Source organism: Fictibacillus enclensis (assembly GCF_030123385.1).
GTDB classification, from domain to species: Bacteria; Bacillota; Bacilli; order Bacillales; family Fictibacillaceae; genus Fictibacillus_C; species Fictibacillus_C enclensis.
This window is the reverse complement of record NZ_CP126109.1, coordinates 1,523,097-1,546,337: the sequence shown is the minus strand read 5'-3', so window position 1 is coordinate 1,546,337 and position 23,241 is coordinate 1,523,097. Positions and strand designations below refer to the sequence as shown.

Below are 23,241 nucleotides of genomic sequence, written 5' to 3'. Positions count from 1 at the left end.
GGATTATTTCTCTGTATAATACCCGCTCAGTTCTGTTGAAATGGTAGCAGCGCCGATTACACTTCCATCTTCCCCTAGTAATGGCTTACAATAAACATCGTAGGAGATTTGGCCATTTGATAAGGGAAAGGTTATAATCTTTCTGGCTGACCGCTTTGTTGAGATGACCTGTTGCTTTAATTCCATTAAATCTGCCGTTCCCTGGTTGACTGCAAGTTCATCATCACGTTTGCCGATCGCTTCTTCATTGCTGAAATCACTATGTGAGTTAAACAGCCACGTATAGCGTAAATTCAGGTCACATTGAGCCACAATTACAGGAGAATTATCCAATGCACTGTTAAATGGCTCGCTTATACTATCAGAATAAAAAACGGCAGGATGGAATCCAAGCACATTTGAGATTTTCGCCGATACTTCATAACTTGGATCTCGTTTCCCGCTTTCTATTTGGGCATAGTAGCTTCTGTCAATAAACGCCTCCCTCGCTACATATGCCTGTGTGAGTCCTTTATCTTTTCTTAGTTTTCCTAACCAATGCCGCATATATTTCACCGTCTATTTTTTTAGAGTTATATTAATAATAACTGACAACACAACGATTATCTGTGGCTAAATGCCACAACATGGACTTCCTCTGCCAAAAGACCTATTAGAAAATACTATACAAGTATATTTGCTCCCTCTTTTTTGGTCAAGAAAGTACAATAAAGAAGACGTCTACTCACAGAGAAAGGAAAGACTGTAGTATGTACATATCAACTGCACCGATTCAACTGACTTATGCAGATACCGACATGATGGGTGTCATTTACCATGGGAACTATGTTAAATTTTTGGAGCTAGGCCGATCAGCACTCATCACTGATGCCGGCTTTGATTATCTTGAGATGGAGAAACAAGGCTACTATGCTCCGGTATACAACCTTGAAATTACCTATAAAAAACCAATTCGCTTTGGTGATCAGGTGTTTGTGAAAACATGGGTGGAAGAAAACAAACGATCAAAAACGGTCTATGGTTTTGAAATTGTAAAAAGAAACGATGACGGGGAACACCTTTGTGCAACCGGAACAACGACTCATATTGTAGTAAATGGAACAAACTTCCGGCCTGTGCCGTTTAACAAAGCTTTTCCTGAGTGGTTTCAAAAATATGAAGAGATTAAAAAACAATAAAGAAGGAAGACCTGAGATTTGGCCTTCCTTCTTTCAATCATACGATTCATCCCAATTGCCACCAGCGTTTCTTTTGAGATGCTTCAACCAACCGGGAAATCGCTTCTTTTGTTTCAGAAATTTGCTCTTTAATCGCCACCAGCTCTCCCTTTAATTCCGCATTCTGAAGGGTTAAATCATGCAGCTGCCGGGAAAGCCATTCCATTTCGCTGTCTGGCTGATCTTCCCCCAACAATTCGGTTTGTTGAGCAAAACCAAGATTTCCGAGAAGATTCTCATCTTTGAGAAGGTTTGCCGCCATCATCATCATGCCCCCGAGATCCAGCACCTCGTCGTCTTTTTTATTATTCAATACGCTTCCGGCAAGATTCATGATCCCGTTTATGTCGAGCGCTTCATTCCTTTCATCCATTGCCTCATCTTCCTGATGAGTGGGTTGATTCTTTTCCTCTGCCATGCCGATCCGCTCCTTCTGTTCCCCATATGAATTGGGCTATTGCTTTACAGCCTATGCAAAACAGGCGGAGGATGTTACGGCATAATAAAGCAGCATTCCGGAAATGAGAATGCTGCTTTTAAACGTTTTATTCATGGGAGGCCAAGCTGCCCACCCGCTCCAAAAGCGGAGATGGATTTTCTACCAGGCTATTGAGCATAGTAAGAACCTCAGGGACGAAGCGAAGGTCCCCTTCTTCCCATTGTTCATTCCATTTTCTTAAATGCCGATCTGCGTATTGAACCTGCTCCTGCTTCTCCTCTTGCAGCAGTTCAATCACATGCAGCAGGATTTTAATATGATTTACTGAAAGCAAGTCCGTTCTGTATGAATCCTCGTTCGTGTATTCCGCTGCATCTCTAATAATATCTGCAATATCTGTTGCGTCGGGCTTATTGGGCTTGTATGTTACAATGCGTTTCATGCTGATCCCTCCTGCACCAAATTTTTTTAATTGGCAACTACACATGATAGGTTTGACGTTTTGCTCCCTTACTCCTTTAAATTCTTTTCGTATTATTTCGTACGATTCCGATCAAAAACCGCATCAGAATCAGGAGTTATTGGGGAAACAAAACGATAACCATCATTTCGTGTAGAAACCTATTTTATCGTTTTATCCGTTGATTTTCCAATCACAAGCATTAAAGAAATCAAAACAAAAAATCTTCGGAAGAACTAGTCTCCGAAGATTCATATAAGGGGCACAACCATCATTCTATGGTTATATTTAAGCACCAAGAATTGCTGTTAATGCATCCCGGATAATTGCTTGCTGTTCAGGTGTTCCCAAGAGTACAGCCACTAACAACGCAAGCAAAAGGAGTAATGCAAGAACGATGGATACAAGATTAATAGACATTCCCTCACCTCCTCTTACAAGGATAATAAGGGAGGACCCTTATACCACATCTTATGCGAATCTATCAGGATCATCTTGTGCAGCCACCCTTTTTAATAGAAAAGGGCTGTCCATTTTTTTACGCAGGCTCTTGACGATATCCTAAAGGAAGGGCAAGCTATAGGTAGAAAAGAAGGAGGTAGATTCATGAATTCTTCAAACCTGCAAGATATCATGAAGCTTTATCGAACACTGATTATTTCCTGGAACAACCGAGATGCTGTTGGAATGGCCGCACAATTTTTAAAAGACGGGGAAATGATTGGATTTGACGGCAGCCAGATCATTGGCCGGGAAGACATCCGCACTCACTTGTCACCGATATTCAACGATCACCCCACTCCTCCGTTTACCTGCAAGGTAAAGTCGATCAAACTGTTAAGCGAAAACAGCGCCCTTTTACGTGCCATAGCAGGTATGGTACCTCACGGGGAAAAGGCGTTGAATCCTGCGCTCAACGCCCATCAAACCCTTATTGCTGTTAAAAAGGATAACACCTGGAAAATCCAGCTTTTTCAAAATACGCCTGCCCAATTCCATGGCCGTCCAGATCTTGTCGAACAAATGACCGAGGAATTACGTCATTCTCCTTCCATCCTATAATGCTTTTTCTGTTTTTGTATTCACCACTGCAGTGGATTTTGTAACTGCCGATACGACAAACAAGACAATCAAGTTCACGATCATGGCAATGATTCCTACATTAAAGTCCTGAATGGCCTGTGGCAGAAAAGGAAAAATGGAACCCACTGTTTTACCCGTGATAGTGATATAAGTCACTGTTGCCACACCCGTACCAATACCCGCAAAGGCACCGGCTTTGGTCACAAAATTATTTTTCATCAAGCTGAACACAAGGGTTGGGAAAAGCTGAGTAACAAGACTGTATCCCATCAACAGAAGAGCAACAAGCGTGTTGCCACCTTTAAAGGTAAAGAAGACGGCGATAAGGGCAACAACCGGAACAAGATAGCGTGCTGTACGTGTAACTTGCGCATCGGAAAGATCCGGTTTTATCACTTTGTACACATTCTTGGCCAGAATGGTAGAAGCGGCCATTAGGATCATGGACCCAGGAACAAGCGCGGTTAAAATTCCCGCCGCTCCGATCACACCAATTACCCAAGGATCGAACGTTTGAATGGACAGTCTGAGCAGAGCAAGGTCTGCATCCGCCCCTGTCAATCCTTTCACCTGCAATATGGCTGCAAATCCAACAAAGAAGACAAACAGCAGTACAAGTTGGTAAATCGGCATAAAAATCGCGTTTTTTCTGAACACTTTTTCGTTTTGTGCTGAATAAATGGAACCAAAGGTATGCGGCCACATGTAAAATCCGAGCGCGGTCAGAAGGACAGTTGTCACAAACCAGGATGGACTCATACCCCTGTCCGGAAGTGCCAGGAATCCCGGCTTGGCCGCTTCTACCGCCTCAAACATTGGCTGAATGCCGCCATAATAGTGTATTGGCAGATAAATTCCCAAGAATAGCACAACGACCAGAATGAGAATATCCTTGGCAACGGCCGTCCAGGCCGATCCGTGAATTCCTGAAACCATAACATAAATGGTCACTACCGCCAGGCCGATCCAGATCGCGACTGTAGGTGAAATCGTCCCGTAGGAAGATTCTGAAACGATGATGCCAAGCCCTTTCAGTTGAAGAACAAAATAAGGAATCATGGCTACAACGCCAACAAGTGAAACGAGTATACCCAAATAAGGGCTCTTGTACTTGCTCACAAAAAAGTCAGATTGCGATAATAATCGATTCTCTTTGGCGTACTTCCAGATTTTTGGCAGAAGGAAATAGGACATAATATAGGCCAGACACCCGTACCCGATAATATAATAGGTTGGACCGCCTTTTCCATAAGCCCATCCGCTTCCGCCCAAAAACGTGAAGGTCGTATAAATTTCACCTGCCATCAAAAGGAACACAAAGATAGTTCCAAATCCCCTGCCGCCGACAGACCATTGCTCCAGGTCCATATCCTTTCCTTTCTTTGCCCGGATTCCGAGAAAAATCGACATGATCATCACGGCAAAGATTATAATCAATGCTGCATTCATTGTACATCCTCCTCCCTATTCCTTGGATCCAACTTATAGATGATCACCATGATAACGGTTGTAATCACTACCCATATCACGCAATAACCAAGTAAAAAAGGCATTCCAAAAATATACGGTGTAACTTTATTGGCAAAATATGTACCGCCGAGCAACCCGATAAACGGAATGAGCGCCAGCCATTTGATTAAACTCATGACAATCTCTCCTTCTTCTCTTATGAATTCAGCAGCTTAACTGCTGCGTGGGCAAAGATCCGCACCCCTTTTTCCAGTGCATCTTCGTCAATGGAAAATTTCGCATGATGATGAGGATATACCGCTTCTTTTTCCTCATTGCCTGCTCCGATATAAATAAAGGCGCCTGCTGCTTTTTGTTGAAACGCAGAGAAATCCTCTCCGCCCATATTCGGCTTCATACGGTCAACGGCTTCCTCTCCATAAAGCTCTTGTACCGTTTCTTCCATAACAGCTGTCACCTGTTCATCGTTGATGACAGGACGATATCCAAACTCATAACCAAACTCGTATCCTGCTCCGTGAGCTTCTGTTATGCCTTTGATCACCCGTTCCATGGTAGCTGGCACGGATTCCCGAAGTGAGGCATCAAAGCTTCGGACCGTTCCCATGATATCGACGCTGCCCGGGATCACGTTATGGGTTGTACCTCCGATAAATTTTGTGACAGAAAGCACGAGCTGATCAAGCGGATCCGTATTTCTTGAAACAATGTGCTGGAGGTTCGTCACGACTTGAGAAGCAACCGCAATGCTGTCCACGGTCTGATGAGGCAGCGCAGCGTGGCCACCTTTTCCTTTAACCGTAATCGTGAAGGTATCCGGGGCAGCCATCATCGCTCCGTACACAATTCCGATTTTGCCGATTTCCAGCGGTGCCCAAAGATGCGCTCCAATCACGGTATCAACACCATCCATCACTCCCGCTGCTACCATTTCCTCGGCCCCTCCAGGGAATAATTCTTCCCCATGCTGAAAGAGAAAGCGAATCTCTCCTTGAATCTCATTTTTTAATTGAGAAAATACAGAGGCTGCTCCAAGCAGCATGGCTGTGTGTCCATCGTGTCCGCAGGCATGCATCACTCCCGGATTAACGGAAGAAAACTCGGATTCTACTTCTTCGTGAATAGGAAGAGCGTCCATGTCCGCCCGTATGGCCAGCACTTTTCCTGGCCTCGAACCGATAATTCTGCCAACCACGCTCGTTTTTGTCGGACGCGACAGTTCAATAGTGCCAAATGACTTCAGTACATCGTACACAAAATTCGAGGTATTCACTTCTTCAAACGAAAGCTCGGGATGCTCGTGCAAGTGCCTTCTCCAATTCACTACGTTTTCTTTTACTTCATCCACCAAAAGATCCATTGATTTTGTCTGTACTTCCATGCTGATCACTCCATCTTTTCTTGATTTTCTATCTGGATACTAACGATTCAATTGCCTTTTTTAATACATGTACCGCTTGTACACAATCATCCAGTGTGGTCCACTCATCCGGATGGTGACTGATGCCTCCTTGGCTTCTGACAAACAGCATGGCCGCAGGAACATACCTTGCGAGTACCATGGTGTCATGTGCCGCTCCACTGGGGAGAAGCACTGGCGTCAGCTTCATCTCTTCCGCAGCCCGCAGGAGCAAATGCTGCATCTCCGTTTGAATAGGGACCGGAGCCACATCAAGCGTTTCATTGTATTCAACCGCAATGCCATGCAATTGTGCTGCCTCTTGTGCCTTTTGAATAATCTTTTCACTTAAAGTCGCTACCGACTCTTCACTGATATCCCGCATATCGACATATACGGCTGCCTGGCCCGGAATCACATTAATGCCGTTTGGGAAAACTTCCACTTTCCCCGCTGTTGCCACCGCTGTAGGACTTACCTCTTTCGGGATGCCTGAAAGCTCATACACAAACCAGCTGGAAGCGACAAGCGCATCCTTTCTGTCATACATGGGTGTGTTGCCTGCATGGTCTGCCGACCCCTTAAACGAAAACTTGATCCACTTTGGACCAGCGATGCCTGTTACCACACCGACTGGAACATCTTTATTCTCCAGGACCTTCCCTTGCTCAATATGTACCTCTATGAAAGCAGCGATCTCTGTAATATCTCTTTTTGCATCTAAAAAACGGTTAGCCGCCAGTCCGTATTCCCTGACCACCTGTTCAAACGGCTTTCCTTCTCCGTCTCTCAACTTGAGCTGCTGTTCCATTTTCAGCTCACCCGTAAAGGCTTGGCTGCCTGTCAGGCCACCGTTGAACCTTGCTCCCTCTTCATCCGAAAAGATGATCATTTCATAGGATCGATGCGGCTGGTACCCGCTTTCTTTCCAGGCCTCTGCTACCTCCAAGGCACAAAGGACGCCCAGCGGCCCGTCAAAATGTCCGCCGTTTGGAACACTGTCCAGATGGGATCCAGACAGCACCACTGGCTCATTTGGATGGATGCCGGCAAAAACGGCAATGATATTTCCTGCCTCGTCCTCTCTGACCACCAGGCCAGCTTCCTGCATCCAGCTTTTTACGAGCTCCTTCGCCTGTCGTTCTTCTGTTGAAAACCCAATTCTGCAGGATCCGCCGTCCGTGGTGACTCCGATTTCTGATAACAGAGAGAGACGGCTTGCCATCCTTTCCCCTGAAACCCCGGAATGATCCAGCTCATCCGAGTAGTTTTCCAACAGTCGTTCTTTGAGTTTATCTTTTTGTAATACAGCCATATGAAAACTCCTTCGATTTGGTTATTAGAAAGTATAGAATAGTCAGTCAATTATTAATATATAGAAAAAGGACAAAAAGGATTGTCCCTTTTTGTCCAATGTTGACAATTTATGAAGAAGCCAAGTACTCTCTCATATAAATGGCCATCTGCAGTTCAAAAATCCGTTTGCCCTCCATGCTGTCTTTTCCCAACAGTTCCCTGATATTCTGCAGCCTGTATTTGATCGTATTCAGATGAACATACGAAGCTTTCGCGGTTGACGTCATATTCTGATTGCATTCAATATACGTTTTTAAGGTTTTGAACAGCTCGGAGTCATGTTTTTCATCATAAGACAGGAGCGGCCCAATCATATCGTTGACGAATTCCTGCAATTCATCTCTTTCGTGTTTTAAAAAAAGACGGTAGATTCCTAGATCTTTATAGGAAAAAATGATTTCGTCATTATTCGTTGAGCGGATGTACTGGGCACAACGCTTGGCATCGCGGTGAGAGCTTTGAATTTCCGAGATCTGCCCGAAGACCCTTCCAAGCCCCGCATGAAAAACAAACGTCATAAGCCCCTGAATTTTTTCGTTAAAGTTCTTGAAAAATCGTATAAACTCCTCCAGAATTTGACCTTCGTTTCTTGAGTCATTGATGATAACGAGCAAGTCATACTCCATGTTTCGGTCCAATATCAAAACTTTATCGTGTAAATTTTTGACTTCCCGGTATAGCAGCCGATTGAACACCTGCCTTTTCCGGTTAAGTTCATGGAAAGGCAGAAAATCATTGGAAATCAGCAGATTAATGCACAAAAACCGGCTTTTTTCCGAAATGCCCACAAGACTTCGCTGGGGGAGAGAAAACATATCTATTCTTTGATCGAACAGCTGTTCAAGAAGATACCCTTCATAGTTATAGAGATCGGTTCTTATGCGCTCCTGCCCCATCATCTCACGGGCAAATAAACTGCAGCCCAAATCAATCGCAAGCTGATCAAGTGTGTCCAGATCTATGGCAAATACAACGAGAATTCCGATGGTGATGGTATCCGTTTGTATAGGAAACATATAAAAAGCAGTCCCGTCTGCTTCATGCCGGGCGGAGATCCCGTGAAGATTATACATAACATCTTTTAGCTCTTCTCCGTGATGGACTCTGAGTCCATTGCCCCTGTTTTCTGCTTCATCTGAAGAACTTGCCGCGATCTCAAGGTGCTCATTATACACACATGTTTCTTTTTGGACGAGCCGCGAAAGAGTCGTGTTGATTCCCTTCATCCCTGTATGGGACAAGGAGGCTGCAGCCATTTCCGAGTGAATGCGTTCTGATCGCTCCTGATGAGCAAACAGACTGGCATTTTCAATCGCGATGGTCGCCTGCGCCGCGAAGGTTTCCAAAAGCAGAAGATCACGTGAATTGAAATAAACCTCTTCAGAAAAACTGTCGATGGTCAGTACACCAATACAGCCTTCCTTGGACAAAAGCGGTGCACAAATAGTGCTCAACGGATATTGATGGGCACCGACCGCTTTATTGAACAGATTCTGATTCTCGCTTTGGATATTCTCCATCGCCCGCGTTGTATCCCTCATATGCCGGAAGATTTGCCCCTTTTTTGTACTAAAGGTTTTACCCGTCATCCCTTCATGCACATCGAGCGCTATTTTTTGCAGGTACCCCAGGTCAAAGCCGATCCCGCTTTTTACGACGAGCTTATTCCTGTTTTCATCATAAATGAACAGAATGCCGGAATTCGCTCCTTCAATCACCCGTACGACTTCCTGCATGAGTTGATGCAGCACCTTGTCCAGATCCAGCGTGGACGTCAGGACACGGGCCGCATTGATTAAACTCATTAATTGCTTTTCCGATTCCAAAAGCGGGCACCTCCTTCACTCAATAAGTAGCTTGTCACCTATTATAGGCAAACTCGGCCGCTTACGGAACCTTCTTATGCCAAAGACTCTTGTTGCTTTATTTTTTCTATAGAAACGTTCTTAACTAATGAAAAGAGAAGACAGCCCCCGATAACCAGCAAGCTGCCGGCTCCCTGTATCCATGTCAGTTGCTCACCTAACAGGAAATACGCAAGTACAGACGTAAAAACAGGATTGAAATTCAAAAAGATTCCCGATGCACCAGCCCCGAGCTTTTGCACTCCAATATTCCAAAAAAGCATGCATAAAACCGTTGAGACCACACCTGTATAAAGCAGAGATAAAGTAAAGGAAGCATTCCATTCTGTTACCGTAAAGTCCCCCGCATTAAACGGGAGTAAAATGATCAGGCCGAACACACCGGAATACAGCGTACAGATCAGAGGAGAAGCTTTCATCGTAGCCCACTTGCTTAATACCGAATAGATTCCCCAGATACATACGGCTCCCACCATCCATAGATCACCTCTGTTAAATGTCAGGGATAGAAGAGAATGAAGCTCTCCTTTCGTCAAAACGAGAAGAACACCTGAAAGTGATAGAAGCATGGCCAGAAACTGCAGCTTATTCAATCGTTCTTTTAAGAAAACAGAAGAAAATACGGCAATGGAAATCGCATTTAACGTAGAGATTAACCCTGCATTGGTAGCCGTTGTTTCATGAAGTGCCACAAACTGAAACACATTAAAAAGAACAACGCCCGTCATGCCCATCAAGAAAATAGGAATGATCGCTGCTTTTGGAGGCAGCAGTCTCTTCTCTTTCCGCCATACAATCGGAAAAAGACATACGATCGCAATCATCCACCGTAAACTGGTCAATGTCATCGGCGAAGCATGACCGACCAGCGATTTACTGATTACAAAGTTGCCACCCCAGAACAAACTTGTTAACAGAAGTAGCCATACATAGATCATTGGCACAATGAAACACTCCCTGCAATCATTTATTTAAAATGTTAACACGAAATATTAATTTCAATAATAATATTTTCAGAAATATGGTATAATTAAAATAAAGTTCATAATTATATCTAAATTTATAAATTATATTAATTTAAAATGCCAACCTTACCTATTTCTGCTAAATAAAATTAGGAAGTGAAAAAATGGATGAAATCAGAGCGTTGGACAGCGTGGACCTGCAGATTTTAAATATCCTGCAAACAGTGGACGGGATCAGTAATGCCGAGCTTGCAAAGCGGATTAATTTATCCCCTCCGGCTGTCCATATGAGGATTAAACGGCTGACCCAGGAAGGCTATATCGAACGCCAAGTCGCTATTCTCAATCAGGAGAAACTCGGGTTCGACTTGCTCTGCTTTATTTTTATCAGCACCAACCTTCATCAAACCGACAAGCTAGAGGTGCTGGAAACGGCCTTGCATGACATGCCGGAAGTGCTGGAATGCTATTGCCTGACAGGAGAATATGATTACCTTTTAAAAGTTGCCAATAAAGGGCGCAAGGATTTGGAAAGCTTTATAAAAAAATTAAACAAGCTTGGCATTTCCCGAATTCAGACCAGCCTGGCTTTAAAAGAAATCAAGCATTCCACCACGCTTCCTCTTGGAAAAAAAGAGTAAGACTTTCGCAGGTTATTTCATAAACTTTAATGCTATAATAGCTAAATGTTAATTAAGAGCGAAAGAAGTGGATGTTAGTGGAACGTTGGAAAAGAAATATGTGGGTGTTATGGATCGGTGTATTTTTTACCTCGGCCAGTTATTCAATGGTCATTCCGTTTTTGCCTCTCTTTCTTCTGCAGATCGGTGTGCGTGAAAATATCGAAATCTGGTCAGGAGTGTTGTTCAGTGCCGCTTTTTTAGCCGGCGCCATCTCTTCCCCTTATTGGGGTTTGCTTGCGGATCGGTATGGCCGAAAGCCAATGATCATCCGCGCAGGAATTGCACTCTTTGTGATTTATACGCTTACCGCCTTTGTTACCAATGCCTATGAGCTTCTGGCCTTAAGAATTATGCAGGGGCTGTTGACCGGATTTATACCTGGTTCCATTGCATTGATCGGAACCAATACCCCCAAAAAACATGTCGGCTACGCTCTGGCAATGATTTCTACGGCAACGGCTTCGGGCGGTATTGTTGGCCCGTTGCTTGGTGGGGGTATTTCAGCGCTCGTCGGAAACCGGTGGTCCTTTGCGAGCGGTGGCTTCATGGTGCTCATTTCTACCCTGCTCGTCATCTTCTTAGTGACTGAAGACAACTTTACTCCCAGTAAGGTGAAAGGATCGGTCACGAAGGATATTAAAACCGCAGCTTCTAACCGCCCGTTTATGATCGTATTGCTGCTTACGATGGTCACCGTATGTTCTCTTATGACCATAGAGCCTGTCCTTCCGTTGTATATAAAAAAACTGGGAAGCGCTGAGCATAATGTCTCCTTTTTGGCGGGGGTTATCTTTTCGTTGCCCGGGATTGCCAGTGTCTTGTTCGGAGCCTTTTGGGGCAAGCTTGGAGACAGAATCGGATTTCGCACCGTATTGATCATCGGGCTGTTTGGAGGCGGGATTGGTACTCTCGCTCAGCTGCTGTTTCACGACATCTGGGGATTTTCCATCATCCGCTTTGTCTACGGCATTTTCTTCTGTGCGGTATTCCCCGCCATTAATGGCCTTGTCGTAAAAGTAACACCTGATGATTTCAGAGGAAGAGCCTTCGGATTGAACCAGACGGCCAACCAAATCGGAGGAATGATTGGTCCAATGCTCGGCGGATTCATCGGAGGCATTTTTACCGTTCACAGCGTTTTCCTTGTGACCGGAGTATTTCTCTTGATCGCAATGGCTGTGGCATGGCGGTCGGATTGGCAAAATTCGAACCTTCAAAAGCAACAGCACTCAAGCAGTCCCTCTTTTTCGCAAAGCCACACGAAATAGAAACAAGAAACAGCCCCTTGATCGTTTGATTAAGGGGCTTTCGTCTGGAGAAATTTATTTCGGTTCAAACCATAACTTCTGTTTGTCTGTTGGATCGCCATTGTAGTTGACGAGGATTTCCTCTCCGGCTGCAATGTCTTTATAGGCATAAAACCGAATAACCAAGTCCTTCTTTTTTAATTTATACCTGGCATTTGGTTTGTACGAATGGTTAAACAAGGATCCATATCCCAAAGCGATGGCGTATCCGTCATCCCAATTGAATACGTAGTCTGCCAATACCGTTTTCAGCATATATTTGCATTCTTCTTTCGGACTCGCTATGACGGGAGCTTCATGAATCAGCTCTCCTTTTTTTATATCGCGGGTTGCAAATATACCTCTGCCAAACTGTGAACGCCCTACTTTAATCATTAGTTCACAACCCTTCTCTTTTCCCGTGATACCCTATACTATTCCTTAAGCAAAGGTCAGGTACGGAAATAAAAGAAAACGGGCCCTCAATTAAGAAAGCCCATCAGGAAGGTGCATCAAATAGTTTAAAGGGTTCCAATTCCGCGGGAAAAAGCGGGGTGAACTTCGGATCATTTTGCAATAACTCGGATACCGTTACGCATTTAAAGCCCCGTTTCTGCAGTTCGGGCAATACAATCTTCAATGCTTCGATCGTTTGCTGGCGGTTCCCTCCGGAGTCATGCAGCAAAATAATATCCCCATTTTTCACATTGGACAGGATATGGCGGGAAATATAGCCCGCTCCCGGATTTCGCCAGTCCTTTGGATCCTGATGCCAGGACCACAATATGATTTTGTATCCTTTTTTATTTGAGTATTTGATGATTTGTTTATTCAGGTTTCCACCTGGAGGACGAAACAGCTTCACTTCGTTTTTCTGTACTTTTTCAATCAGCTTTTCGGTTTTTGTTACTTCTTTTGCAAACAGCCTTTTGGAAGCATAGGAAAAATTGTGGGGATGTGTGTACGTATGATCCCCCAGCTCATGGCCTTCTCTTATTTCGCGTTTCACGATTTCCGGATTCCGTTTGATGTGCTTGCCAACAACGAAAAAGGTTGCTTTTGCATGATATTTTTTTAGAACATCCAGAATCGCCGGTGTATACAGAGGGTTTGGTCCATCATCAAACGTTATGGCCACTTCCTTTTGTGGAGAGGGGACATCCCAGATTACCTGCCCCTTTTTTTCATAATATTTCCGTTCAATTTTGTAAGCCTGTGCTGTATCCGGAAGCTGAAGCATAAGAATGCTTGCCGAAACAACCAGCATGAACAGGCAGTTTAGTGTCCGTTTTTTCATCGCCGCTTCCTCCATCCTGCTCGCTATTAGTATGAAGCCAAAGCAGCAATATCATTCCAGCGTAAACACAACCAATGAAAGAACACTAAATAAACCCTGGTTGCATCTCAGCTCCCAGGGCATTACGGTTATTTGTTTATGGCAAAATAAAACTGCGGGAATAGGGTGTTTTTTTCTCTTTGATCCGCAATTCCAATACAAAACGATAATGTGTGGCACGATGGATTTTTGTTTCAAGGGCGCTTTTCCCCTGGTTGACTGAAATGAAGGTGTCATTCGAAAAAATGATGTCTGAGGTGTCTGGCGAGGTGGGTTTGACCTGTTTTACATGAGCCTGGGCAATCCAGATGCATGATTCATTATCTGGTGATTCCAGAGGTATGAAGAAAATGCCCAGATGCTCACTGATCACAATCGGTGCCCGTTTCAGGTAACCCATAATGGCAGTAGCCCCATCCTTTCTGCCCCGGTAGCTTGAACCATAATAACGGCAATTATACTGAATGACACCTTTAGGTTTTTCACTTGTTACCAGTGTTTGATGTTTTTCAAGAACCTTCGTAAGTAATTCACCATACTCCTGAAAAATAGGAAGCAATGCCATGGTGTCTCCATGAATTTCGTACTGATTCCCCTGATTTTCTGCCTTTTTGTCCATAAACCCGTTCCCCTCTCACATTTGGAAGTAATCCAGCCCCCGTTGGTTACTCCTCTTGAATCCAGGTTAAGACAATCGCATCCCTCCTTCTCTGCGGATATGTATATCCACTTTCTTTAGTATAACAAAAATTCGGAATATTTCTACATTATTTTACAAATTTCTGTGACAAAAGACATGTTTCTATAGTCCTTCTTTTTATTTTTGCTGAAGTGTATCTGCCTTTTTGATCTGCTCCCATTGAGTCCGGGCATCTTCTTTCAACTTTTGGTTGGTGGTTGTATTCAGATCCTGTACAGTCGCCCGTACAAGGCGCTTCCCCTTAAAATCCATGAATTGGATGATAACATCATTGGTCATTGCCATGCGTTCTTTATACATGAAAAAATACCTTAATTCCTCTTCCATGTGGCTTCCCTCCATCGAAACAAACGTATGTTCTTATTTTATGTTGGCCGGATGAAGATTACAATAAAAAATCATTCATTATGGAATGGTAATGAATGGCAGGATAAAGAACCCCATTGTATATTTTGCATTCGCTTTTTTTGCTGCAGTTTACCATAATCGTGAAATGGCTGGTAAATGTTAGATTACAGCGAGTATTTCCATATTTAAGGCAGGTATCCAGTTGACCCCCGCGGGTATTTTATCCAAACGGTTAGAAACTATGGTAAAACGGGTATTTTTCAGAAAACGACTCATTAAAGGGGGTATCAATTCCATTGAAAAAAGCCATGATCATCGTAAATCCTTCTTCAGGAAAAGAACAAGCCATGGAGCTCCTGCCAGAAGCTGAAAGGGTTCTTCAGACGTTTCATGATGAAGTTCTGGTCTGTGAAACTAAAAAGGAAGGCGACGCTGCTGCATTCGCCAAGAATGCCTGTGAGCAACATTATGATACTGTACTATCAATGGGTGGAGATGGAACGGTAAATGAAGCGGTAAATGGCCTGGCCGAGCAGGAACATCGGCCACATTTTGGCATCATTCCCCTTGGAACGGTCAATGACTTTGCGAGAGCTCTTCAAATTCCGCTTGATGCCGAGGAGGCCATAAGAATTCTTCCTAATAAAAACTTTAGAAAAGCCGACATCGGCAAAATTAACCATCAATACTTTATGAATGTCCTCGCTGTGGGAGCGATTGCTGAAGCCTCGTATAATGTGAGCACTGACCAAAAAACAAAACTTGGTCCGCTTGCTTATTTTGTGGAAGGCATGAAAGCACTGGCCACTAAAACGCCGTTTTCATTAAAGATTTCCCACGAAGAGGGAACTTGGGAAGGAAATGCCTACCTTTTGGTCGCCGCGATGACCAACTCTGTCGGTGGCTTTGAAAAGCTTGCTCCCCAGGCTGAGGTGGATGATGGCAGACTTCACGTATATATCATAAAAAACATTTCACTACCCGGTACCCTGAATCTTTTTCCAAAATTATTTAAAGGGGAACTGCAAGAGCATTCCGATGTGACATACATACAGTCTTCATCCCTTGCTGTATCCTCTTCCGAAACGATGGCTGTCAATATAGACGGAGATGAAGGAGAACCCTTGCCTTTTACCGCCTCTGTCCTCTCCCGCCACATTTCTGTTTTTGTTCCGCCCAACGAAGAAGAAAAGGTTTGAAACACGAACCGCACGGATATTAAGGAAGATAAGGAGGCGTTGAATATGAGTGATCCTATTGCGTTAACCAGCATTACCATCTTTCAGGATGACACAAAAAACAAGGTCCGCAGAGCGTATATCGGAGAATTTCCTGATCCTGTTTTTTATGGCGTACATGGCGGAGTTAAACAATTTTACGGTGTGGAACCTGAGGTGGAATACCCGTCCACCCTCGACCATATTGTTGCCGCTGCCGGTGGCTGACTGACCGGTACATTAGCAGGCGCGCTGGATGCGCGTCACATACCTGCATCACCTGACACATTATCCGCTAACGTCCAAGGCATGATTGAGGCGCCGGAGGGTGTTTTGAAAATCACAAGAATTTCATGCCACTTTAACCTGAAAGTTCCCCAGGGCAAAAAAGAAGCAGCGATTCGGGCTCTCTCCGTTTTTGAACGGAACTGCCCCGTGGCCCAAACCCTTAAGGGAGCTGTAGCCATTGAAAACACCTGGGACGTTGAAGAACTAAGTTAAACAGCCTGTGTTTAAATCAAAAAATGCGGGTAGAGTATAGTACATTGATTAATTCATCTCACGGGAGGGTTTATCATGGCACAAAATAACAATCTTATCTGGAAATGAAGAGCGCGACCAATATTTCGAGGACCGCGCAGGCACAGATAAAGCCCACTTCCATGTGGTTCCTCATGAACAAGAAGGCTGGGCTGTAAAGAAAGAAGGAGAAGACGAGCCAACACACACACCCGTCTCCAAATCCGAAGCGGTAAAAGAAGCCAACCGCATGGCGGAAGAAGCCGGCACCATGGCCATCATCCATAACGAACACGGACGAATCGAAGAACAGCATAACTATGAAAATTAGAAAAAAGCGGTGGATTTTCAGAAATCCACCGCTTTTTTTGATGATTTCTATGAAGAGGATACGGTTTCTTTCTTCCCTGCACGTTCCTCTGCCGCTTTAACAAAATAGGTAAACAATCGGTGCATTTCTTCGCTCACCTCGGTCATATCCTCGGGATGCCACTGAACAGCAAGGACCCAATTTTTATTAAAGTCTTCACTTTCAATCGCTTCAATGATACCATCCGGTGCCTTGGCGGTAACTTTCATGCCAGGTGCCACTTCTTGGACAGCTCCATGATGAAAGCTGTTGACCGAGGTTTCGTTGCTTCCGATAATTTCAGCCAGCAGTGAGCCTTCCTCGATCGAGATGGAGTGGGTCGCAGCGTCCCTTGCACCATCCTGATAATGCTTAATGACCTTTTCCCTTTCGTCATATACATCCTGGTACAGAGTACCGCCAAGCGCACCATTAAGCACCTGGATTCCCCGGCAAATGGCGAAAATCGGAATCTCCTGCTCCTTGGCATACTCAATGAGGTCCATTTCGGTCTGGTCTCTTTCCGGAATGACCTTACCGAGATTTGGATGAGGTTCGGCACCGATTTGCTGGGGATCCATATCCTCACCACCGCTGAGCAGAATACCATCGCACAGAGCTGCCCATTCCCTGGCTATCTCTTTATCTGCCATTGGCAAGATAACAGGCACTCCGCCGGCCATCATTACTGATGTCGTATAACTGTAATGAAGATAGGCCGTTTCAAGACCCCCAATATCCTTCGTGGAACAGGTGATACCAATCACCGGTCTTTTATTTTCCATTCTAGCAACTCCCGTTCTGTATTTGTCATACAGACCTTTACCCTAAATCTCTGCTTTGTGAACACGTAAATTTTATCCATTTAAAAACCCGCTTTCATAGCGGGTTTTCCTTAATACCTTAAATTCAACAGCACATCCCGTACAGCTTTATCTTCCATCACCATATCTTTATATTTTCTCGTAATTTCTGTTAAAGCCACATCATGGTAGAAGAACTCAGTAAAAAACTTTACAAGCGGCTTGGATCGCGTGCGAATCGCCTGCCAAACGGTATCTTCGATGCCCGCAAAGAGCATTTCCTGCTGATCAATAATAAGGATTCGGCTTCGTTCAAGCGTTCCGTGCTGGGTATCAGGTAATAACGTGGAGACGTCGGGAATCACTGTGGAAAGCTCGCCGATTACGTGGATTTTGACATCGATACCATCGTTATATTTTTTCTCCAGCAGCGGTAAATAGGAACTCAGGTCGTCGGACCAGCCGGAAAGAATAACAGACTGTTCAGCGCCATCCAGCATGCCTTTCATCAACGACTGAATCGATTGATTATCCTTCAACGTCCAGACCCTGTCGTCTGTTATGGTTTGTTTGCTTTTGGCCTCTCTCAGCTGCTGCACATTCGCCTCAAAATCTGCTTTAAGTTTTTCAATGGCAGACTCAACCGGCAATGCTGAATAAAGGCGTTTTTTTTCAACAGTTGACTCCAAAATCATTCCCTTTTCGGCCAGACGGTGAAGCACCTCATACACCTTCGCGCGGGGAACACCGGAACCCTTGACAACACCCGTGGCATCAAGGGGTTGGTCAGAGGTGACCAGCGATTGATACACCTGGCTTTCATATTGCGTAAATCCAAATTGCTGCAGCATTTTTCTAACTCCTTGCCTCAATTTCGTAAGCTAATCATACCATAGTGCCTTCCATTTTCTACACATCAGCATTTTTGTCTTGTTTTTCTCATAAATAATGTTACTATTACAGTGGTAACTTTTTAATAAAGGATGAGTACTATGAATAAACGTGTTTACTTATTGACCATTGTTTCCTTTGTTGTAGGGATGGTCGAACTGATCATAGGTGGAATTTTAGACTTGGTCGCAAAGGATTTACAGGTCAGTATCGGGAAAGCAGGCTTTCTGATTACGGTCTTTTCTCTTGTATTTGCAGTCGCTTCACCTGTGTTGTTGATGATGACGTCAAAGATTGAGCGGAAGAAACTGACGCTGATCTCTCTCCTGATCTTTTTTATCGGGAATGCCATTGTGGTGTTCAGCCCGTCCTACAGTATGTTGTTGATCGCTCGTATTGTTTCGGCAGCAAGCGGATCGCTGCTGGTCGTTTTATGTATTACCATCGCCTCATCGATTGTCTCTGAACAATATCGGGCCAGAGCTATCGGGGTGGTATTCATGGGAATCAGCGCTTCCCTTGTGCTCGGTGTTCCGATCGGACTAATGCTTGGGAACGCCTTTGGATGGAGAGCTCCCTTCGTTCTGATTGCAGGATTAACGCTCCTTTCCATGGCTGGTGTTTATTTTTTTATGGATACCATGTTTTCAAAGCCAGCTGTTTCCCTTATGAAACAGCTCAGAACGCTAAAAAACCGCCGGCTGCTGTTCGCCCAATTAACTTCATTTCTCTTTTTGGCCGGACATTTAACGCTGTATGGATATTTAACGCCGTTTTTAAAAACAGCTCTGGGTCTGAACGGAAACTGGGTGAGCATTGTTTATCTCATTTTCGGCTGTGCCGCAGTAGCCGGAGGAGGTGTTGGGGGAACACTGGCTGACCGGATCGGCACACGGAAGTCCATCATTGGTTTTATTGTTATTTTTGGCCTCACCATGTTCGTCATCCCTTATACGACGTTTTCACTGCCCCTCTTTTTAAGCGTTATGGTGATCTGGAGCATGCTGAGCTGGGCAATCACACCCGCCATGCAAAGTTATCTTATTGAATCCTCGACGCCAGAAACATCGGATATCCAGCAAAGTCTGAACAACACCGCCCTGCACTTTGGAATTGCATTTGGATCTGCCATTGGCGGCTTTGTCATCGAACAGTCTTCTGTTGAATCCAATGCGACCGTCGGCGGTTGTTTCATTATTATTGCCCTCGCTGCCGCTCTTATTTCAATGGCGGAACGAAAAAGGCGTTTATCCCCAATTAAACATCATATGTAATGTGAAAGACACTTCGTTAAACGAGGTGTCCTTTTTAGGTATTCTCCCGAAGATTACGACTATATTGGTATAGTGACAAATAAAAGTATTGGGAGGATGCTTTGGATTTATTTAACAAACCAACTGTATCTTTACAGAAAAAAGCAGCTGACATCCGAACGTTGTTTCCTGCCACGTCCTGGATTGTTTTTGTATCCCTGGTTTCTGCCATTACTGCCCTCCTGCAAACCGCAGGAGGAGCCATTCCTGTCGCAGGAATGTTCATCAGCCCTCTTTCCACGCTGCCTATCATTGTAATGACGTTAATATCTCGCATATACGGGCTCTATACTTACACATTAACTATTATTCTTCTCGTATTCATTCAGCCTGCAGAAGTATTAATATTCACGTTTACAACTGGTTTGCTGGGCATTGGCCTGGGCTTGGGGTTTAATAAACTGAAACGGCGCTTTTTCATTGCCCTCTCAGGCTGTATCTTTCTTTTTTCAGGCATGTGTACAATGCTTTACGGATTGTCATTTCCTCTATTCGGCGCTGACTTCCCTTATCCTAAAGACAGTATTCTATTACCTGGCCTCTGTTTGTTTTCTTTGGCTTATAGCTTTGCATGGACTGAGTTAACTTTGCTTATTTTGAAAAAACGATGGAACATTATACTTTAAAAAATTTGCAAATCACTACCCGATGCTTAGGGGTGTTCGGGGCCATGCAGGTCACATATCAAAAAGGAGTTCCGAAAACGGAACTCCTTTTTACTAATCTTTTTACTTATTTCATCGCCTTTTTAATCACTTTGAAAATGTTCGTATTTTCATAAGTTCCTGCCAGCTGATCAGCTCCAGGTCCCATCGCAGTTAAAGGAACACTGACCCCGCCATGGCCTGAAGTTGTCCAATCCAATGTAAACTGATCGTTGGAATGAGCGACTGTAAATGGTCCATCTTCTTTGGAAATACCATCTCCGCTCTCGTCACTGCCGTTAACTTCCTCGATGGACAATCCGCCACACTCATGATCCGCCACTACGAGTACAAGGGTTTCCGGATGTTTTTGCGCAAACTTTTTAGCCACCTCAACCGATTTATCCAGTTGCTGTCCGGCTTTAATCATCAGCTTGCCGTTATTTTCATGAGACATTTCATCGGTGCCTTCTTCTTCAACCATCAGGAAAAACCCGCGTTTGTTTTGAGATAGCGTATCAATCGCTTTTTTTGTCATATCTGGGAGTGATACTACAGGATTGTAAAGGTCTCCTTCACCCTCCGGACGTTGTTCAAACATTTCTTCGTTGGCAAAGAGGCCAAGAATTTTGTCATTCTTTGTTTTCATTAGTCCGTCTTTATCTGTTACATATTTATATCCCATATGCTTTGCTTCCGCCACCAGGTTCCCTTGTGTTCCTTTGCTCTGCTCTTTAACATCCTTGGCAGGGTTATCCTGGAACGTTCCTGGGTTGCCTGCAGGATACCAAAAGTCTTCTCCGCCGCCGAGCAGGACATCCACTCTGCTGTTTTCAAGGTATTGTTTGGCGATATCACTTTGTTTGGAACGATCCTCCACATGAGCACCAAAAGCAGCTGGTGTAGCATCCGTAATTTGGCTGGTGGTCACAAGCCCTGTTGATTTCCCTGCTTTATCCGCCATCTCAAGCACCGTTTTAACCGGTTTCTTATCAGGATTCACCCCTATTGCTCCATTATAAGTTTTTACACCGGAAGCCATTGCGGTAGCTGCAGCGGCTGAATCGGTTACCACTGAAGTCGAACTCGTATGTACATTACCAACGTAAGGCATCTTGTTCATACTGAGGTCGCCGGTCAATCCCTTTGTTGCCAATCGGATCGCTTCCCGATGAGAAGCTCCCATTCCATCTCCTACAAAAACAATGACATTTTTCGCCTTTTTTGGATTGGTATAATGGTTGCTGCTTTTTGCATCAGCTATCTGATTAAAACCAATGGTCCCAATAAGTGCTAAAGATAAAGTGACGCCAGCGAGCATTTTCTTGTTTTTCAATTGGTACACTCCCTCATTCGATTGATATCTACTATATTAGACAATCAATGTGAAGGTAGTATGAATGTAAAATGACCGTTTTGTAAATATTACCATACACTTTGTTAATTATATAGATTATTTATTAATGGACGTCTGAAAGAAATTGTTCGAGCGTACGGACCTTCCCGATTCTTGGAAAGATAAAGGAACATGAGGCGTCATGTGCTTCCTGGCTGAATGTGGTCATGGCATCCGTGACAAAAATCTGGTTATAGCCCAATTGGAAGGCTTCCCTTGCCGTGCTCTCTACGCCGATATTTGTGGCAATACCGCATAATACAATCGTATCAATGCCCCGGCGGCGCAACTGAAGATCAAGATCAGTGCCAAAGAAAGCACCCCACTGCCGTTTGGTAACTGTGTAGTCTTCAGGCTGAACACCAAGTTCAGGAACAAATTCCGCCCAATCTGCCGTCCGTTCACCAGAAGGAGCAGGGGCATCGGTTACAGGCTGCAACGCGTCTTTTCCATCATGAAATGCCACATTGACAAAAGAAATGAATCCGTCATTCTCACGGAACAATTTCACGAGTGGAATCGTTTTTTCAACAACCTCTTTTCCCCCGGGCATCTGCACAATGCCTTTCTGCAAATCAATAATCACTAACGCTGTTTTATTAAAATCAAGTTGTAATGCACTCATCCTATTTCCTCCTTAATGGCTTCTTATTTTACGGATGCATGAAGAAGACTTGCATAATCCCGATCCGGTACCAGCCCTTCCTTTGCCGCACGGGTCAGAAGTGAAACAACCGCTTCGTACCCCGCTTGTCCAAGATCAGCCGTAAATTCATTTACATACAAGTTGATGTGCTGCTGAGCAACATCATGGGAAAGTTCACTTGCATGCTGCATCACGTACCCTCTTGATGACTCCGGGAATTCCCATGCATAGGCAACAGATGAACGAATCCAGCTTGTAATGGATTCAATGTCCATGGATTTCTTGGCGATAATGGCTCCAAGCGGAATCGGCAATCCGGTGTCTTCTTCCCACCAGTTCCCCATATCTGCCAGCAGGTTAAGTCCGTAATTCTGATACGTAAATCGTGCTTCATGGATAACAAGGCCCGCATCGATTTCTCCCGCCTTTACCGCCGGCATGATTTGATCGAACGGCATAATCACGATCTGACCAATGCCGCCAGGTACATTTTGAGCCGCCCATAAACGGAACAGCAAATAGGCAGTTGACCGTTCACTCGGAACAGCTACCTTTTTTCCCGCCAGCATTTCCGGGCTTACCTGTCCCTCTTCCTTTACGAGAACAAGAGGCCCACAGCCGCGTCCCAGCGCTCCGCCACATGGAATCAAATCGTAATGATCCAGTACCCATGGCAGGGCAGCATAAGAGATTTTTAAGATTTCCGGGCCCTCATTGCGAGCGGCCAATCCATTCGTGATGTCAATATCGGCATAGGTAACATCAAACTCGGGAGCTCCCGGCACCAATCCATGCACCAGGGCATGAAAGACAAGCGTATCATTTGGACACGGTGAAAAAGCAATATTCATTTTAC

At 44.5% G+C, this 23,241-nt stretch carries 29 protein-coding genes; 10 read left to right on the top strand and 19 right to left on the bottom strand.

The features are described from left to right. Positions 1-3: 3 nt before the first annotated feature. The gene (locus QNH15_RS08315) at positions 4-546 is read right to left on the bottom strand and encodes a helix-turn-helix domain-containing protein (RefSeq protein WP_283893995.1); all 543 of its coding nucleotides are present in this window, start codon (positions 544-546) and stop codon (positions 4-6) included. A 203-nt stretch (positions 547-749) separates the two neighbouring features. On the opposite strand from QNH15_RS08315, the gene QNH15_RS08310 reads away from it, so the two are divergent. Further along, positions 750-1,178 (top strand): acyl-CoA thioesterase, encoded by a 429-nt coding sequence (locus tag QNH15_RS08310; RefSeq protein ID WP_283893993.1) that lies wholly within the window; start codon positions 750-752, stop codon positions 1,176-1,178. Positions 1,179-1,224: 46 nt separating this feature from the next. On the opposite strand, the gene QNH15_RS08305 is transcribed toward QNH15_RS08310, so the two are convergent. The 3 genes from QNH15_RS08305 to QNH15_RS08295 all read right to left on the bottom strand — a co-directional run bounded on the left by QNH15_RS08305 (position 1,225) and on the right by QNH15_RS08295 (position 2,536). Continuing rightward, positions 1,225-1,635 (bottom strand): hypothetical protein, encoded by a 411-nt coding sequence (locus tag QNH15_RS08305; protein ID WP_283893992.1) that lies wholly within the window; start codon positions 1,633-1,635, stop codon positions 1,225-1,227. A 127-nt stretch (positions 1,636-1,762) separates the two neighbouring features. Continuing rightward, a complete protein-coding gene (locus tag QNH15_RS08300) occupies positions 1,763-2,098 on the bottom strand; it encodes a hypothetical protein (protein ID WP_283893990.1) in 336 nt (111 codons plus the stop codon). A 306-nt stretch (positions 2,099-2,404) separates the two neighbouring features. Next, the gene (locus QNH15_RS08295) at positions 2,405-2,536 is read right to left on the bottom strand and encodes a hypothetical protein (protein WP_276203837.1); all 132 of its coding nucleotides are present in this window, start codon (positions 2,534-2,536) and stop codon (positions 2,405-2,407) included. 186 nt (positions 2,537-2,722) lie between these two features. On the opposite strand from QNH15_RS08295, the gene QNH15_RS08290 reads away from it, so the two are divergent. Continuing rightward, positions 2,723-3,178 carry an SgcJ/EcaC family oxidoreductase gene (locus QNH15_RS08290; RefSeq protein WP_283893989.1) on the top strand — a complete coding sequence of 152 codons (456 nt, stop codon included), beginning with the start codon at positions 2,723-2,725 and terminating at the stop codon, positions 3,176-3,178. Here the strand turns inward: QNH15_RS08290 and QNH15_RS08285 are convergent. From QNH15_RS08285 to QNH15_RS08260, 6 genes are all read right to left on the bottom strand, one after another. Further along, positions 3,173-4,648, bottom strand: coding sequence for a sodium:solute symporter family protein (locus QNH15_RS08285; protein WP_283893988.1), 1,476 nt, complete (start codon positions 4,646-4,648; stop codon positions 3,173-3,175). The two genes, QNH15_RS08290 and QNH15_RS08285, sit on opposite strands and share 6 nt — an antisense overlap. Continuing rightward, the gene (locus QNH15_RS08280) at positions 4,645-4,845 is read right to left on the bottom strand and encodes a DUF3311 domain-containing protein (protein WP_283893987.1); all 201 of its coding nucleotides are present in this window, start codon (positions 4,843-4,845) and stop codon (positions 4,645-4,647) included. Before QNH15_RS08280 ends, QNH15_RS08285 begins: the two co-directional genes overlap by 4 nt. Before the next feature lie 20 nt (positions 4,846-4,865). Beyond that, the gene (locus QNH15_RS08275) at positions 4,866-6,050 is read right to left on the bottom strand and encodes an amidohydrolase (protein WP_283893985.1); all 1,185 of its coding nucleotides are present in this window, start codon (positions 6,048-6,050) and stop codon (positions 4,866-4,868) included. A gap of 28 nt (positions 6,051-6,078) precedes the next feature. Further along, positions 6,079-7,383: a Zn-dependent hydrolase gene (locus QNH15_RS08270; RefSeq protein ID WP_283893983.1), complete on the bottom strand. Its 1,305-nt coding sequence runs from the start codon at positions 7,381-7,383 to the stop codon at positions 6,079-6,081. Between the two features lie 109 nt (positions 7,384-7,492). After that, complete coding sequence (locus QNH15_RS08265) at positions 7,493-9,250, bottom strand: helix-turn-helix domain-containing protein (protein ID WP_283893981.1); 1,758 nt, start codon at positions 9,248-9,250, stop codon at positions 7,493-7,495. Positions 9,251-9,324: 74 nt separating this feature from the next. Further along, complete coding sequence (locus QNH15_RS08260) at positions 9,325-10,233, bottom strand: DMT family transporter (RefSeq protein WP_283893979.1); 909 nt, start codon at positions 10,231-10,233, stop codon at positions 9,325-9,327. Between the two features lie 185 nt (positions 10,234-10,418). Here QNH15_RS08260 and QNH15_RS08255 point away from each other — a divergent pair, with 185 nt between their 5' ends. Together QNH15_RS08255 and QNH15_RS08250 are read left to right on the top strand one after the other, a co-directional pair. Continuing rightward, positions 10,419-10,895 carry an Lrp/AsnC family transcriptional regulator gene (locus QNH15_RS08255; RefSeq protein ID WP_283893977.1) on the top strand — a complete coding sequence of 159 codons (477 nt, stop codon included), beginning with the start codon at positions 10,419-10,421 and terminating at the stop codon, positions 10,893-10,895. A gap of 77 nt (positions 10,896-10,972) precedes the next feature. Next, entirely contained in the window at positions 10,973-12,205 is a 1,233-nt protein-coding gene (locus QNH15_RS08250; protein ID WP_283893975.1) for an MFS transporter, read from the top strand. Positions 12,206-12,259: 54 nt separating this feature from the next. On the opposite strand, the gene QNH15_RS08245 is transcribed toward QNH15_RS08250, so the two are convergent. From QNH15_RS08245 to QNH15_RS08230, 4 genes are all read right to left on the bottom strand, one after another. Further along, the gene (locus QNH15_RS08245) at positions 12,260-12,619 is read right to left on the bottom strand and encodes an SET domain-containing protein (RefSeq protein WP_283893973.1); all 360 of its coding nucleotides are present in this window, start codon (positions 12,617-12,619) and stop codon (positions 12,260-12,262) included. A gap of 103 nt (positions 12,620-12,722) precedes the next feature. Further along, the gene (locus QNH15_RS08240; protein ID WP_283893971.1) at positions 12,723-13,520 is read right to left on the bottom strand and encodes a polysaccharide deacetylase family protein; all 798 of its coding nucleotides are present in this window, start codon (positions 13,518-13,520) and stop codon (positions 12,723-12,725) included. A gap of 136 nt (positions 13,521-13,656) precedes the next feature. Continuing rightward, positions 13,657-14,178, bottom strand: a complete 522-nt coding sequence (locus QNH15_RS08235; RefSeq protein ID WP_283893970.1) for a competence protein ComK — start codon at positions 14,176-14,178, stop codon at positions 13,657-13,659. A 198-nt stretch (positions 14,179-14,376) separates the two neighbouring features. After that, a complete protein-coding gene (locus QNH15_RS08230; RefSeq protein ID WP_283893968.1) occupies positions 14,377-14,586 on the bottom strand; it encodes a hypothetical protein in 210 nt (69 codons plus the stop codon). Between the two features lie 317 nt (positions 14,587-14,903). Here QNH15_RS08230 and QNH15_RS08225 point away from each other — a divergent pair, with 317 nt between their 5' ends. From QNH15_RS08225 to QNH15_RS08210, 4 genes are all read left to right on the top strand, one after another. Beyond that, positions 14,904-15,806: a diacylglycerol/lipid kinase family protein gene (locus QNH15_RS08225; RefSeq protein WP_283893966.1), complete on the top strand. Its 903-nt coding sequence runs from the start codon at positions 14,904-14,906 to the stop codon at positions 15,804-15,806. A gap of 45 nt (positions 15,807-15,851) precedes the next feature. Next, positions 15,852-16,052, top strand: coding sequence for a hypothetical protein (locus tag QNH15_RS08220; RefSeq protein WP_283893964.1), 201 nt, complete (start codon positions 15,852-15,854; stop codon positions 16,050-16,052). Further along, entirely contained in the window at positions 16,053-16,325 is a 273-nt protein-coding gene (locus QNH15_RS08215) for an OsmC family protein (protein ID WP_082635686.1), read from the top strand. It begins immediately after the preceding gene. 163 nt (positions 16,326-16,488) lie between these two features. Further along, on the top strand, positions 16,489-16,674 hold the full coding sequence (locus QNH15_RS08210; protein ID WP_347343374.1) for a DUF2188 domain-containing protein: 186 nt from the start codon (positions 16,489-16,491) through the stop codon (positions 16,672-16,674). A 47-nt stretch (positions 16,675-16,721) separates the two neighbouring features. Here QNH15_RS08210 and QNH15_RS08205 read toward each other — a convergent pair whose 3' ends face one another. Then, on the bottom strand, positions 16,722-17,477 hold the full coding sequence (locus QNH15_RS08205; protein WP_283893962.1) for a gamma-glutamyl-gamma-aminobutyrate hydrolase family protein: 756 nt from the start codon (positions 17,475-17,477) through the stop codon (positions 16,722-16,724). A 110-nt stretch (positions 17,478-17,587) separates the two neighbouring features. Beyond that, positions 17,588-18,346: a TrmB family transcriptional regulator gene (locus QNH15_RS08200; protein ID WP_283893960.1), complete on the bottom strand. Its 759-nt coding sequence runs from the start codon at positions 18,344-18,346 to the stop codon at positions 17,588-17,590. 141 nt (positions 18,347-18,487) lie between these two features. Between QNH15_RS08200 and QNH15_RS08195 the strand changes: the two genes are divergently transcribed. Both QNH15_RS08195 and QNH15_RS08190 read left to right on the top strand, forming a co-directional pair. Continuing rightward, a complete protein-coding gene (locus tag QNH15_RS08195; RefSeq protein WP_283893958.1) occupies positions 18,488-19,660 on the top strand; it encodes an MFS transporter in 1,173 nt (390 codons plus the stop codon). A 101-nt stretch (positions 19,661-19,761) separates the two neighbouring features. Beyond that, positions 19,762-20,325 carry a hypothetical protein gene (locus tag QNH15_RS08190; RefSeq protein WP_283893956.1) on the top strand — a complete coding sequence of 188 codons (564 nt, stop codon included), beginning with the start codon at positions 19,762-19,764 and terminating at the stop codon, positions 20,323-20,325. A 106-nt stretch (positions 20,326-20,431) separates the two neighbouring features. On the opposite strand, the gene QNH15_RS08185 is transcribed toward QNH15_RS08190, so the two are convergent. From QNH15_RS08185 to QNH15_RS08175, 3 genes are all read right to left on the bottom strand, one after another. After that, a complete protein-coding gene (locus tag QNH15_RS08185) occupies positions 20,432-21,664 on the bottom strand; it encodes an alkaline phosphatase (protein WP_283895495.1) in 1,233 nt (410 codons plus the stop codon). 139 nt (positions 21,665-21,803) lie between these two features. Further along, a complete protein-coding gene (locus QNH15_RS08180; RefSeq protein ID WP_283893955.1) occupies positions 21,804-22,364 on the bottom strand; it encodes an isochorismatase family protein in 561 nt (186 codons plus the stop codon). A gap of 23 nt (positions 22,365-22,387) precedes the next feature. Then, a complete protein-coding gene (locus QNH15_RS08175) occupies positions 22,388-23,236 on the bottom strand; it encodes a 1,4-dihydroxy-6-naphtoate synthase (protein WP_283895494.1) in 849 nt (282 codons plus the stop codon). Positions 23,237-23,241: the final 5 nt, after the last annotated feature.

Coding starts and splice junctions, on each gene's coding strand:
- QNH15_RS08255 (WP_283893977.1), top strand. CDS start 10,419: ATGGATGAAATCAGAGCGTTGGACAGCGTGGACCTGCAGATTTTAAAT.
- QNH15_RS08275 (WP_283893985.1), bottom strand. CDS start 6,050: ATGGAAGTACAGACAAAATCAATGGATCTTTTGGTGGATGAAGTAAAA.
- QNH15_RS08315 (WP_283893995.1), bottom strand. CDS start 546: ATGCGGCATTGGTTAGGAAAACTAAGAAAAGATAAAGGACTCACACAG.
- QNH15_RS08185 (WP_283895495.1), bottom strand. CDS start 21,664: ATGCTCGCTGGCGTCACTTTATCTTTAGCACTTATTGGGACCATTGGT.
- QNH15_RS08195 (WP_283893958.1), top strand. CDS start 18,488: ATGAATAAACGTGTTTACTTATTGACCATTGTTTCCTTTGTTGTAGGG.
- QNH15_RS08200 (WP_283893960.1), bottom strand. CDS start 18,346: ATGCTGCAGCAATTTGGATTTACGCAATATGAAAGCCAGGTGTATCAA.
- QNH15_RS08180 (WP_283893955.1), bottom strand. CDS start 22,364: ATGAGTGCATTACAACTTGATTTTAATAAAACAGCGTTAGTGATTATT.
- QNH15_RS08285 (WP_283893988.1), bottom strand. CDS start 4,648: ATGAATGCAGCATTGATTATAATCTTTGCCGTGATGATCATGTCGATT.
- QNH15_RS08310 (WP_283893993.1), top strand. CDS start 750: ATGTACATATCAACTGCACCGATTCAACTGACTTATGCAGATACCGAC.
- QNH15_RS08205 (WP_283893962.1), bottom strand. CDS start 17,477: ATGGAAAATAAAAGACCGGTGATTGGTATCACCTGTTCCACGAAGGAT.
- QNH15_RS08240 (WP_283893971.1), bottom strand. CDS start 13,520: ATGAAAAAACGGACACTAAACTGCCTGTTCATGCTGGTTGTTTCGGCA.
- QNH15_RS08220 (WP_283893964.1), top strand. CDS start 15,852: ATGAGTGATCCTATTGCGTTAACCAGCATTACCATCTTTCAGGATGAC.
- QNH15_RS08230 (WP_283893968.1), bottom strand. CDS start 14,586: ATGGAAGAGGAATTAAGGTATTTTTTCATGTATAAAGAACGCATGGCA.
- QNH15_RS08270 (WP_283893983.1), bottom strand. CDS start 7,383: ATGGCTGTATTACAAAAAGATAAACTCAAAGAACGACTGTTGGAAAAC.
- QNH15_RS08305 (WP_283893992.1), bottom strand. CDS start 1,635: ATGGCAGAGGAAAAGAATCAACCCACTCATCAGGAAGATGAGGCAATG.
- QNH15_RS08280 (WP_283893987.1), bottom strand. CDS start 4,845: ATGAGTTTAATCAAATGGCTGGCGCTCATTCCGTTTATCGGGTTGCTC.
- QNH15_RS08175 (WP_283895494.1), bottom strand. CDS start 23,236: ATGAATATTGCTTTTTCACCGTGTCCAAATGATACGCTTGTCTTTCAT.
- QNH15_RS08245 (WP_283893973.1), bottom strand. CDS start 12,619: ATGATTAAAGTAGGGCGTTCACAGTTTGGCAGAGGTATATTTGCAACC.
- QNH15_RS08235 (WP_283893970.1), bottom strand. CDS start 14,178: ATGGACAAAAAGGCAGAAAATCAGGGGAATCAGTACGAAATTCATGGA.
- QNH15_RS08300 (WP_283893990.1), bottom strand. CDS start 2,098: ATGAAACGCATTGTAACATACAAGCCCAATAAGCCCGACGCAACAGAT.
- QNH15_RS08295 (WP_276203837.1), bottom strand. CDS start 2,536: ATGTCTATTAATCTTGTATCCATCGTTCTTGCATTACTCCTTTTGCTT.
- QNH15_RS08290 (WP_283893989.1), top strand. CDS start 2,723: ATGAATTCTTCAAACCTGCAAGATATCATGAAGCTTTATCGAACACTG.